Genomic DNA, 13,094 nt, shown 5'->3' on the forward strand with positions numbered 1-13,094 from the left:
AAACGATGAGAATTTACAAAATGTTACGCTTAAACACAACAATGCAATTACTACATGGCCAAGTAAAAACATTTTGTAAGCGAGATATATTTATCGGAGTAGCAGTGGCGGCCTTTATCTTCGATGATCATTTCATCGCGCACGATAGCAGCTACTTTATTTTTAGCAAACTCCATTAATACACGCACGTAATCCTTTTCTGGAGTCGGCTTAACGTATAATACTTTCCTCAAGTGCCACCCAATGGAATTAGCCACTTCGAGTAAGTCATTCATCGATGGATAGGGCAGTATCAGCGATAATTTACCCTTAGAATTTGAGTGCTTATAGGCATTGCTCAACAGCTCTTCATAAGATAGTGCATCGGTATGCCGGGCCATCGTGCGAGAATGGTTATTCCCCTTAAAAGCATTATTGAAAAAAGGCGGGTTACAAACAATGTGGTCAAAAAGTGTGGGTTCCTCAGCATTCAGTTCCTGAAAGGCACACCTCTTAACGATCAACCTATCTTTCCAGTCGGATAATTCAAAATTAAATGAGGCCTGTTGAACGGCTCCCTCTTCAATATCTATAGCGGTTATTCGGGTATGTTCTGTTTTTTGAGCAAGCATAAGAGCAATCAATCCGGTGCCTGTCCCTACATCTAAAACACTATCAGCATCGCTCACATCCGCCCACGCCCCCAGTAAAACTCCATCTGTTCCCACCTTCATAGCAGCTTTATCCTGATAGACAGTAAACTGTTTAAACCTAAAGTAGTTATTGGCCATAATCAAAACGTTTCTTCCACTCCTAAACTAAAAAGGGCAAAATCATATTTAACCGGGTCGTTAACATCAAACACCCTGAGCGTTTCCATTAATTCATCAACTGCTTTAATATCGTTTTGTTTGCGCTTTAACAGCCCCAATTGCCTTGATACATTTCCAGTATGAACATCTAACGGCAGAAGCAAATCGGCGGGCGAAATAGTATTCCAAATGCCAAAATCAACTCCACGATCATCGGTACGCACCATCCACCGTAAAAACATGTTTAAACGCTTCGCTGAAGCGCCTTTTTGAATATTTGCAACATGCTTATGGGTTCGTGCCGGCGCATCGAAACTTAAAAATAACTCCCTGAAACGCGTGAGTGCCAACTTAATGTTACCGCGCTTATACTGGGATAAAAAAACAGCCTCTAAACCGCCGTGATTCAAGTATATTTCCTTTAGAGCCTTTAAAAAGTAAATACAATCGACGGTTGTAAAAGTGCGGTAATAAAACTTTTCAAAATGCGCCCAGTCAGTTAGACTAGCCGACAATAAAAAATCAGCAGGAGCATAATCCAATAATCGCATCAGGTGGCGTGCACTTTTCAGAATCTGGTCGCGCCTTCCCCAAGCAATTGTGGCCGTTAGGAACCCGGCTATCTCAATATCTTCTTTTTGGGTAAACAGGTGTGGAATGGCAATTGGGTCATTCTCGATAAATTCAGGCCGATTATATTGGTCGACCTTTTCATCCAGAAATTTTTTTATTTCACTCAAATTCATTCCTTAAGTGTTATATACCACTCCATCTTTCATTTCAATCATGCGATCGCACATTCGGGCCAGGTGATAGTCGTGCGTCACAATAACAAATGTTTGCTGAAAGGCCTCCCGGAGGTCGAAAAATAGTTTTTGCAACTCTTCCTGACTATGCGAGTCAAGATTACCGGATGGTTCATCGGCAAACACTACAGCGGGCTGATTAATTAATGCACGTGCTACAGCAACTCTTTGCTTTTCGCCTCCGCTCAACTCGGAGGGCTTATGCTCTAAACGATGATTCAAGCTTAGAAACGCCAATAATTCTCTGGCTTTTGCTTCAGCTTCTTGCTTGGAGTCTCCTTTGATAAGGGCCGGCAGCATCGCATTTTCCAAGGCAGAAAATTCGGGTAACAATTGATGAAACTGAAATACAAAGCCTACTTTATTATTGCGAAACCTGGATAATTCTTTACCTGTTAATGTATTCAAATCGGTTCCATCAATGGCAGCATAACCAGAAGTAGGCTTGTCGAGTGTTCCTAAGATTTGAAGCAACGTGGTTTTACCGGCACCACTGGCACCCACAATGGATACGACCTCTCCTTTACCAATAGACAGATCGATTCCCTTTAAAACCTCCAGTTCGCCGTAATTCTTTCTAATCTGCTGACATTGAATCATAATTAAACAAATAAAAGATATATGTACAGGATGTATATACTTAGCAACACAGCTCCTTTCCAACGTGAAACGACTCCTTTTGAGAGAGGAAGAATTGAAAGTAGCAATAAAATAGCAATACCTCCCATCCACCAGTAATCTGAACTAACAATTGAGGAACTAACATTAATCGGTTTAATAGTGGAAGTGAGCCCTAGCACCGCCCAAATATTAAAAATATTGGAGCCAATAATATTACCAATCGAAATGTCCGACTCTTTCTTAATCGCAGCAATCAGTGAGGTGGCCAGTTCGGGAATACTGGTCCCTATAGCCACAACAGATATCCCAATTACGCGCTCACTAACGCCAAGGTTACTGGCAATATCTTTAGCACCAATAACCAGCCAATCGGCCCCGAAATATAGTCCAAGCGCGGCTGCAACAAACAAGAACAATGTTTTAAGTAAAGACAATGAAGGTTCTTCTATCTTTTCACCACCTTTATTTTGCTTTCGGCTTTGATAAATAGTCCCAATTATATAAAGACCAAGCATCACCAGAAAAAGGATACCTTCGAAAGAGTTCAGTTTAAAATCTGAACTGGCCAGCATCAAGCCTAAAGTGGCAACCATCATCACAATCCAATCAATCAGAATGGTTTTCTTTTTTACCCTAACCGGGTAAACAATAGCTACCATCCCAAGCACCAAGGCTATATTGGCAATGTTTGATCCTACCACATTGCCTACCGAAATATCAGCAGCACCATCAAACACAGCGCGCATACTCACCAGCAGCTCAGGTGCAGATGTTCCAAAAGCCACTACTGTGATTCCAATAACTAAGGTGGATACTTTAAAATGACGTGCTAACTGAACACTTGACTTTACCAGCCAGTCACCACTAAAAAACAACAACACGAATCCGGCTAATAAATATAAAAATGGAGGCATATAAATATTTGTTATTCAATTTTATCTTCCCGAGAAACAGGCTTATCTCCTTCGGTAGGCGGAATTTCATCAGTTTCGCCAACGTCCTTCTGTTGCTCGTTTGTTTTGGTTTCTTTAAGGTTATAAGGATCTGATTCTGCACTGTCTTCCTCAACAGCAGAGCGCACTTCGGTTACTTCCTTATCGAGCTCCCGTTTGGTTTCTTCAACCACATTTGAAATATCACTTGTGTTTTCTCTAAATTCCCGCTTGATCTCTTCGGAAGCCCGTCGGAATTCATTCATCCCCTTTCCTAGCATCCGGGCTACGTCAGGAATACTTTTTGCTCCGAAAAGCAATAGAACGACCAAAACGACAATGATAATCTCGCCACCGGATATAAAAAGAATTGTAGTCATATCAAATATTTTCGCCATCAAAGATAGTTCCAAAAATAGCAATAGAAAAATCAAAACAACAATGACTGGCTTGTTCTGACAGAAAATATTTGGGTTCGTAATGCGAGAGTCATAAAACACAAAAGCCCCGCAGTATTACTGCGGGGCTGTGCTATACTAAAATCGAATTATTTCTTCTGTTTCTTCTTATTAATAAAGTTGAAGGCCACTGGCGTTGCAATGAACAAAGAAGAGTAGGTACCTACAAGTACACCCACCATCAAGGCAAACACAAAACCACGAATCACCTCGCCACCGAACAAGAAGATAACCAATAACACCACAAAAGTAGTTAATGATGTATTTATTGTACGGCTTACTGTTGAATTCAGGGCTGCATCTACTACTTCGTCTTTGGCGCGTTTCGGATACAACTTAAAGTACTCACGAATACGGTCAAACACAACCACTGTATCGTTAATTGAGTAACCAATAACTGTAAGGATAGCTGCAATGAATGACTGGTCGATTTCCATTGAGAATGGCATGAACGAATAAGTCAGTGAGAACACCCCTAATACAATGATAACATCGTGCACCAACGCAGCCAAGGCTCCATAACCAAACTCCTTATTGCGGAAACGGATAAGGATATACAGGAAGATCACCAATAAACTAAAGCCAATTGCATAAGCTGCATTCTTTTTAATGTCGCTCGCAATGGTTGGCCCCACCTTTTGGGAACTCATTCGGTAGTCAGCCAAAAATTCGTCTTGTGTAACATCCTGTGATAAGAACGATTTAAGTCCTTCATACAGTTTTGTTTCAACTTGATTGTCTACCTCCTCAGTGCTTTCCTCAATCATGTAGTTAGTAGCAATTCGCACTTGATCTCCATCGTTACCAAATTGCTTGGCTTCCACGTGTGCACCATCAAAGGCTTCTGATAAGGTCTTTTGGACATCAACCGACGACACCTGGTCATCAAAACGAACTACAAAAGTACGACCTCCGGTAAAATCAATACCTTGCTTTAAGCCAAGCGTGCTTAAAGAAACAATCGATGCAAGAACAGCCACTGCAGATACCACGAAGAAAATTTTCTTTTTCTCCAGGAATTTTACATGCAAGTTCTTATAAAGATTGCGGGTCAATTTTGTATCAAATACCAACTTCTTATTCTTGCTCAACATTTGATCAAAAATCAAACGAGTAATGAAGATAGCTGAGAAGAAAGAAGTAGCAATACCAATCATTAAAGTAGTAGCAAACCCTTTAATCGGTCCTGTACCAAACAAGAACAAGATTAAACCAGTCAGGAAGGTTGTAACGTTGGCGTCAATAATAGCAGAGAAGGCATTGTTATAACCATCTTTAATGGCCAACTGAATCCCTTTACCTGTTCTTAACTCCTCTTTTATTCGCTCATAAATAAGTACATTGGCATCCACCGACATACCTATCGTTAAGACGATACCTGCAATACCTGGTAGTGTTAACACGGCACCAAAGGATGCGAGAACACCTAATATAAAGAACATGTTTGCGATCAATGCAAAGTCAGCTACCCATCCTGAGCGAATTCCGTAGTAAATCAACATATAAATAAGCACGACAACAAAGGCCCAGATAAATGAAGTTAAACCACTATCAACAGCTTCCTGACCAAGCGAAGGACCAACAACCGTGTCCTCAACAATACGAGCAGGTGCAGGTAACTTACCTGACTTTAAGATGTTTGCCAAATCCTGAGATTCTTCAGGGGTAAAATTACCAGTTATCTGACTTTGTCCACCATCAATTTTTTGATTAACGGTTGGGAAACTATATACGAATCCATCTAACACCACTGCGATACAACGATCGACGTTGGCTCCTGTTAAACGCGACCATGTTTTAGCCCCTTCGGCATTCATACTCATGCTCACCTCAAACTGACCACGCTGGTTTGTTTGACTGCGTGCCGAAGTAATAACATCCCCTTCTAACGGAGGACGACCATCATGTGTGCTTACTTTGATAGCTACCAACTGAAATGCTGATTCTTTCTCGTTAACATCATTTCCGAAGCGGCTAACCAGGTAATCTTTTTCAATTGGCTTAACAGTCCAGAAAAAACGAACATCTTTAGGGAACAGGCTTTTTATGGAAGGATTAGCTAAATAACTATTCACTTCTGCAGTGTCGCGTGATAAAGCAACTCCAACAACCGGCCCTCTTTGCTGTGGGTGATTAGGTTGTAAGAAAGAAAACAGCGATTTTGCACTGGCAGCTTCTAAAGAATCTGTTCCGGCAGCATCAGCAGCTAATTGATCAACAAGAGATGTTGCATCATCGGCTTCAGTTTCTGTTGCTTCTTCGGCGGCAGCTTCCTGGCTTGTTGGAGCTTTAGCAGCTTCCATCTCACGCACTTTCGTGTCGGCCTGTACTAAATACTCAAACAACTCTGAATTCTCATAGGTTTCCCAAAACTCCAGACTTGCAGTTCCTTGCAATAACTTACGTACACGCTGAGGATCTGTTACTCCAGGTAATTCCACCAATACACGACCAGCCTTTTCTAAGCGCTGAATATTTGGCTGCGTCACACCAAAACGGTCAATACGTGAGCGCAAAATATTGAATGCGTTATCAATAGCACTTGTCGATTCTTCACGAATCACCTTTAATACTTCCTCGTTAGTAGAGTTATAGCTAACTCGTTCCTTCAATTCAACAGTATTGAAAATAGTCGCCAGCTGCGCATTCGGGTCTATTCTGGTAAAAGCTTCACCAAAAAGAGTTATAAAATCTTTTGATGAATTTTTCTCTTCAGCTTCTGCAGCTTTCAACGCCTTTATAAAGGTGTCATCTGTATTATAATTTGAAAGAGCTCTAACGATATCTGCAACCTTTACCTCCAGGATAAGGTTCATTCCCCCTTTTAAGTCAAGACCGAAATTTATTTCGCGTTCTTTACACTCTTGGTAGGTATACTTACGGGCGCCCCATAAAAAGTTGTAAACCGTCTCGTTTTTAATTGAGTCCAGGTAAGCAAATTCTTTATCAGGATCACCACCTGCCATCTCTTTCGCCACATTTTCCACTCGTTGAGTCTTGAATGTAAACATCAATTGATATAAGCTGACTAACACCAGCAAAATGGCAAAAAGTCTTATAGCTCCTTTGTTCTGCATTTGTTAAAAATTTTTATAATTCGTTTTGACAAACTTCACGTCTTAGCGCGCAAATATATCGAAATTTTTAATATAGAAGCCTTAAAAAGAAGTGTTAAATTGATAGTAAGACCAGATTCTTACACAAAAGAATATGTTGAACAGTATTATTTTAAATTATAGCTCAATTATGAATTGACAGGACGAAGACCTACGCCCTTAAAGGCCTGTATGAAAGTGGCAAAAACAGAGAGTAACATTAACACCAGTGCCCACCCAATAAAAACCCAACTTCCAACAAAATCAAAATAAGCATAGCTGCTAGCCCAGGCCTGAATGGCCCAGTAAGCGGGTAATACGGCCAACACAATGCCTAAAACGACATAAACGCTGTACATGGAAAACACCTGATTCATGATGGACTGCCGAGATGCGCCTAACACATTTTTAATGGCAATTACATCGGAGCGGTATTCAATAACAAAAGTGACCAGGGCAACCAGCCCTAACAGGGCAGTAAATAAGGATATAAACGCAAACACAGACATGATTTTGGCGATTCGCACATCTTCTTCATACAGGCCATCAATGCGCTCATTGAGATCGGTAAACACAAATGGCGCACCATCCGAATACTTTTTCCAGACCGTCTCTACACCGCCCATATCAAGCGGCTCTGTTGCACTCTTTTTAACCAGCACATAATCAAACCGCATTTTATCAGCCAATAATATCAACACTAAAGGTTTTATTTTTGTGAAGTACGACTCGTATTGGTAATCTTTAACAACACCTACCGTATTTAGCGATAATGTGCCATCGCCAAACACTTCCAATTTTTCATCTAAAGGCTTCCTCAATCCCAACTTTTCAACAGCCGACTCATTCAAATTAACACCCAGACTATCTCCTAATCCTTCACTCAAAAACCTCCCCGCCTTCAGGCGCAAGCCCATTACATTAAAATAATCTTCATCAACATACATAACCGGTAACATCAGCATCTGCTCCCCATTGGCTTTATTAACTCTAAAAGCGCCTTGATAGTGGTCATCACCCGGTAAACTAACACAGGCGCTTACAAATTGCACCCCTTTAATTTTCATCAGGTCTGATTTAAATGCTTTTAGATCGCTACGTACGGCATGTCCCCGCTCTATTACCATAATATTCTCGGAATCAAAGCCAGGATCGTCTGTTCGAACAAAGTTAATTTGCCACCACATCGCCGTGGATACCACCACTAAAAACATAGCTACAGCAAACTGACTGGTTACTAACAGCCCCCGAATAATAAACCCTGACTTTCCGATTTTATAGTTTCCTGCGATTAGCTTGCCAGGTTTACGGGAAGAAAAGAAAAAGGCAGGAAAACTGCCGGCCAGCAATCCAACAATTAATAAAACCAATAGTATGCCGAAAAAGTCAATCCATCCGCGAAAAAAATCAAACTGTAACCTCAGCTCAAAGAAATTGTTAAAAAAAGGCAGTAGCAACTCCAACAAAACCATTCCGATAAACATGGCACCGAGCCCATACACCAGTGCCTCAACTAAAAATTGATCGACCAATTGGGAGCGACTAGCACCAATGAGTTGCCGATAGCCTATCTCCTGGTATTTCACTCGCAATTTTGCTGTTGTTAAGTTGATGAAGTTTATGCAAGTTGTTAACAGAACAAACACCGCAACAAAAACAAAAAACTGTATGTATATAGGTTTTGAGTTACTACTTAATTCCCCATCTAAATGCGATTCGAAATGGATATTTCGAATATTCTGCTCAAAAAAAGCCAGCTCAATACTATCAGGGGTCTGTTGGATTTCAATAAACTTTTTGACTTGAGGAACTAACAAGCTATCTTTTTTACGATTGACCTGACTGATGAATTGTTCAACATCTACTTTTTCTTTTAACTTTAGGTAAGTGTAGCAATTCAGATACAACCAGTCATTCTTCCGGTTTTCAAGATAAGTCGAATCGGCTTTTTTAAGAAGAATTTCATCAATGGTACTGATGGATGCAACAAAATCAAAATGAAAGTGTGCAGCTGAGGGCAAGTCTTTACACACGCCTATAATTTCATATTCAATACCCTCTCTACCAATACTGTCACCTACCACATCGGTATGCCCAAAGTACTTTATCGCACTCGATTCGGTAATTACAACCTGACGCGGCTTATTTAAGAGTAGTGATTGAGTTTGTTCGGAATCGGTATAATCAAACAATTGAAAAAATTCGGCATCACCAAAAACAAACCCATCTTCATTAAACCGCTTATCTTCGTTGACAACAACATTGTTAGCTCCAGGAATAATTCGCACCACGCCTTCAACCTCATCCAATTGCTTTAGCATATTGGCTAAAGGCAAAGGCGATGTGGCACTACTAACGATGTTACTCCCCAGCACTCCTTGTGTTGCCAGGCGATAAATTCGCTGGCTGTCTTTAAAGGCGGTATCATAACTTAACTCATGTTTCACCAGTAAAAGTACAAACAAACCAAGCACCAAGCCCAAGGCTAAGCCAAAGATATTCAACACGGCATAGACACCTTGCTTACGAATGCTGCGGATGGCAACTTTTATGTGGTGAATAAGCATCATTACAAGTGGTTCTTAATGTTTTCTGTTATGATATGTCCATCGAATAATTGAATGACCCGCTGACCGCGATCAGCTTCCATTGCCGAGTGAGTGGACATAACAATTGTAAACCCTTCCTCATTTAAAGACGAAAGCACTTCCATCACTTTATTCCCGCATGCAGAGGTAAGGTTGCCGGTTGGCTCATCGGCGATAATAAGATCAGGCTGCGTGATAACAGCCCGCCCAATACCTACCAGCTGCTTCTGAAGAGCGGCCAGCTGGTTTGGAAAGAAGTGCCGTAGATGAGTGATCTGCAGCTTAGACAGCACCGCATTTACTTTAGATTGGCGCTCCTTTTTTCCATATTGAAGGTACCTGAGTGGCAGCTCGATATTCTCATATACATTTAATTCGTCAATCAATCCAAAGTTCTGAAAAACAAACCCAATGCCACCTCGTCGAAGATTACTACGCTGCCGTTCATTGAGCCGGCTAACCTCATGGCCCATCAAAAATAACTCTCCAGAGGTGGGTTTTTCAATTAAACCAATGGTATTGACGAGTGTCGACTTACCACTGCCCGATGGCCCAAGAATGGCCACATATTCCCCCTGTTCAATATCGATATTGACATTTTGGAGAACAGTTGTTTCAATAGAACCATCCCAAACTACCTTTGTTAGATTTCTTGCGTGAATCATGATCTACTAAATAATGTGTACGATTTTAAAACAACATTGTACGAAATCGAACACCTCTTCATATATAATATTGTCCAGATTATCCCCTTTTTGTCAGTAACTGCTTTGATATTTGCGCTCAAGCACATCCCCCAATCCATTACAGTTCTGAACTTTAACTCCCAATATTTCATAAATTGCATTACTAATGCTTATGACTTCTTAGCAAAAATGCTTTCACTTTCCATGCCACAAGGCTTAACGCCTTATAATCAAGTCTATTACAAAAACGGCACCTTTTTTGGTTGCTATGCTTCGAAAAATAACCGTACGCTTTCGAACATCTTTTACTGAAGTTGTTAGCAAATTATGGTATATTTAATTGTGAAAAATTCAAAGCAATGACAAAAAAATCAGGACGCATACTAGCAATTGATGACAATGCGGACATACTATTCGCGCTCAAGCTTTTATTAAAACCCCATGTTGAAACCATTACGACCTCAACCGATCCGAATAAAATACCGGCTTTAATGGCTGAAGAGTCGTTTGACGTGGTATTATTGGATATGAATTTCACAAAAGATGCCATTAGCGGACAAGAAGGTTTTCAGTGGCTGGAAAAAATTTTGGAAATCGACCCCTCAGCTGTGGTGTTATTTATTACGGCATACGGAGATGTAGAAAAATCGGTCAAAGCCATTAGAGCAGGAGCCACCGACTTCATCTTAAAACCCTGGCAGAACGAAAAACTGCTGGCAACAGTCAACTCGGCCATACAACTTCGTCAATCGCGAAATGAGGTAAAGGACCTCAAAAGCAAACAAAAGGAAATTAATACAATTTTAGACCAGCCTTTTGCCGATTTCATTGGCGTATCCCCTGGCATGCAAAATGTGTTTAACACCATAAAGAAAGTAGCTGCTACCGATGCAAACATACTAATACTGGGAGAGAACGGAACTGGTAAAGAACTGGTGGCAAGAGCCCTGCACAGAAACTCACTAAGAAATAATGAAAGCTTTATCAGCGTTGACTTGGGAGCCTTAAGTGAGACCCTTTTTGAAAGTGAGCTCTTTGGACATGTTAAAGGAGCCTTCACCGATGCTAAAGCCGATCGTCCGGGACGCTTTGAACTGGCATCAGGCGGCACGATTTTTCTTGATGAGATTGGCAACCTTTCGCTCCCTCTTCAGGCCAAACTACTAACTGTACTGGAGCGTCGAGAGGTAACGCGTGTTGGCGCCAACAAACCCAAAGCCATTGACATACGCTTGATTTGCGCAACCAACATGAATCTCAAGCAAATGGCAATGGAAGACAGCTACCGGCAGGATTTGATCTACCGCATTAACACCGTCGAAATTGAACTGCCTCCATTGCGTGAGCGCCCTGAAGACATTCCGGTGTTGGCCGATCATTTCTTGAAAATATTCTCAAAGAAATACAAGAAAAAGGTAAACAGACTCTCCTCAAAAGTTATCAAAAAACTCACCAATTACCCATGGCCCGGTAACGTTCGTGAGTTTCAGCACATTCTCGAACGTACTGTGATTATGAGTGAGTCGCCCAACCTTGAAGAATCCGATTTTCAACTTTCATCCTTACCTACAAGCTCCGAAGGCTTCGAGTTTGACACCTTTAACCTGGAAGAAATAGAAAAGCAAATTATTGAAAAAGTGTTGCGCATGAACCGGGGAAATGTATCAAAAGCAGCGGCCGACCTCGGCCTAACAAGAACATCGTTATATCGAAGACTGGAAAAACATGGTTTATAACAACTTCAGAATAAACTTCATTGTAAGGACCTTGCTGCTGGCAGGGTCTATTTTTGCATTTTTCTACCTGTTTTTTAACACCGAACTTACCATGACACTGGTATTGGTTGGCTTGCTCATTGCTTTTCAGATTTTTGCAATGATCCATTATGTTGACCGAACCAACCGGGTACTGAACAATTTCCTTGAATCCATTCGCTACTCTGACTTCACAAGAACCTTTCAGGTCGAAAGCCTGGACTCCTCATTTGATAAACTCAAAAAGTCATTCAACGAAGTAATAAAAGATTTTCAGGAAGTTAGAGCTGAAAAAGAGGAGAATTATTACTATTTACAAACAGTTATTCAACACATAGGCATTTCTCTGATTGCCTATAGCAAAGATGGTAAAGTGGAACTCATTAATAACGCCACAAAAAAGCTCTTTCAGGTACGTTCACTCAATAACATACAAGCCCTTCAAGACTTTAGTCCCGAATTGGTTAAGAAACTACTTAGCATTCGACATGGCGAAAATACTTTGATCAGGGTTCAGGAAAAAGATGAACTACTGCAACTTGCCATTTATGCGACCGAATTTAAGATACATAATCGTACAATTTTGCTTACATCCATCAAAAACATCCAGGATGAGCTGGAGGAGAAAGAGATGGAATCCTGGCAGAAACTAATTCGTGTGCTCACCCACGAAATCATGAACTCCATCACCCCCATCTCGTCATTATCATCTACCATAACACTCATACTTAAGGACCTGTCGAACAGCCTTCAGGAAAAAGACACTTGTGAAGAAGACATCGAAACCATTAAGGAAGTAGAAGGTGCGCTTCAAACCATTCATAAACGCACGGACGGCTTGCTGCATTTCGTAAACACTTACCGTGACTTAACCAGAATACCCACACCTACTTTTTCGATATTCCCAATTAGTAAGCTCTTATTGAATATTAAAGGGCTGCTAAGCGAAGAAATGAAGGCGAAAGGCATTAAGTGCAACATCAATATCGAACCCAACTCATTGGAGTTATCTGCCGATGAAAAGCTGATTGAGCAAGTGATTATTAATTTGGTGAAAAACGGCATTCAAGCGCTGGAATCAAGACCCAACCCCGAAATACAGCTTAATGCCTTCTTGAATAAAAGAGGCCGCATAACGATACAGGTTATTGATAACGGACACGGTATTCTCCCCAATGTATTGGATAAAATTTTCATTCCGTTCTTTACTACCAAGCCACAAGGTTCTGGTATAGGCCTCAGCTTATCGAAACAAATACTAAGGCTGCATGGCGGTAATATTTCTGCCTATTCAGAGCCAGATACAATGACCAAATTCACATTGACGTTTTAACAAAAAGAGGCGCTTATCTGCACCGATAAG

The 13,094-nt window shown here is 40.9% G+C and carries 10 protein-coding genes; 2 read left to right on the forward strand and 8 right to left on the reverse strand.

Translation table 11 applies throughout. The annotated features are described in order from the left end of the window. Positions 1–50: 50 nt before the first annotated feature. The 8 genes from ACSX1H_RS00220 to ACSX1H_RS00255 form a co-directional block, all read right to left on the reverse strand. Positions 51–770: a tRNA1(Val) (adenine(37)-N6)-methyltransferase gene (locus tag ACSX1H_RS00220; RefSeq protein WP_439181510.1), complete on the reverse strand. Its 720-nt coding sequence runs from the start codon at positions 768–770 to the stop codon at positions 51–53. Between the two features lie 2 nt (positions 771–772). Then, a complete protein-coding gene (locus ACSX1H_RS00225) occupies positions 773–1,537 on the reverse strand; it encodes a TIGR02757 family protein (RefSeq protein WP_439181511.1) in 765 nt (254 codons plus the stop codon). 3 nt (positions 1,538–1,540) lie between these two features. After that, positions 1,541–2,197 carry an ABC transporter ATP-binding protein gene (locus ACSX1H_RS00230; protein WP_439181512.1) on the reverse strand — a complete coding sequence of 219 codons (657 nt, stop codon included), beginning with the start codon at positions 2,195–2,197 and terminating at the stop codon, positions 1,541–1,543. Between the two features lie 2 nt (positions 2,198–2,199). Next, entirely contained in the window at positions 2,200–3,132 is a 933-nt protein-coding gene (locus ACSX1H_RS00235; protein WP_439181513.1) for a calcium/sodium antiporter, read from the reverse strand. An 11-nt stretch (positions 3,133–3,143) separates the two neighbouring features. Then, positions 3,144–3,530, reverse strand: a complete 387-nt coding sequence (locus ACSX1H_RS00240; RefSeq protein WP_439181514.1) for a twin-arginine translocase TatA/TatE family subunit — start codon at positions 3,528–3,530, stop codon at positions 3,144–3,146. 167 nt (positions 3,531–3,697) lie between these two features. Continuing rightward, a complete protein-coding gene (gene secDF / locus ACSX1H_RS00245) occupies positions 3,698–6,685 on the reverse strand; it encodes a protein translocase subunit SecDF (RefSeq protein ID WP_439181515.1) in 2,988 nt (995 codons plus the stop codon). A 167-nt stretch (positions 6,686–6,852) separates the two neighbouring features. Further along, complete coding sequence (locus ACSX1H_RS00250) at positions 6,853–9,273, reverse strand: ABC transporter permease (RefSeq protein WP_439181516.1); 2,421 nt, start codon at positions 9,271–9,273, stop codon at positions 6,853–6,855. Then, entirely contained in the window at positions 9,273–9,956 is a 684-nt protein-coding gene (locus ACSX1H_RS00255) for an ABC transporter ATP-binding protein (protein ID WP_439181517.1), read from the reverse strand. Before ACSX1H_RS00255 ends, ACSX1H_RS00250 begins: the two co-directional genes overlap by 1 nt. 380 nt (positions 9,957–10,336) lie before the next feature. Between ACSX1H_RS00255 and ACSX1H_RS00260 the strand changes: the two genes are divergently transcribed. Both ACSX1H_RS00260 and ACSX1H_RS00265 read left to right on the forward strand, forming a co-directional pair. Then, positions 10,337–11,713: a sigma-54-dependent transcriptional regulator gene (locus ACSX1H_RS00260; RefSeq protein WP_439181518.1), complete on the forward strand. Its 1,377-nt coding sequence runs from the start codon at positions 10,337–10,339 to the stop codon at positions 11,711–11,713. Next, positions 11,703–13,064 (forward strand): sensor histidine kinase, encoded by a 1,362-nt coding sequence (locus ACSX1H_RS00265; RefSeq protein ID WP_439181519.1) that lies wholly within the window; start codon positions 11,703–11,705, stop codon positions 13,062–13,064. The genes ACSX1H_RS00260 and ACSX1H_RS00265 overlap by 11 nt, the downstream gene beginning before the upstream one ends. Positions 13,065–13,094: the final 30 nt, after the last annotated feature.

Source organism: Carboxylicivirga taeanensis, from assembly GCF_051851475.1.
GTDB lineage: Bacteria > Bacteroidota > Bacteroidia > Bacteroidales > Marinilabiliaceae > Carboxylicivirga > Carboxylicivirga taeanensis.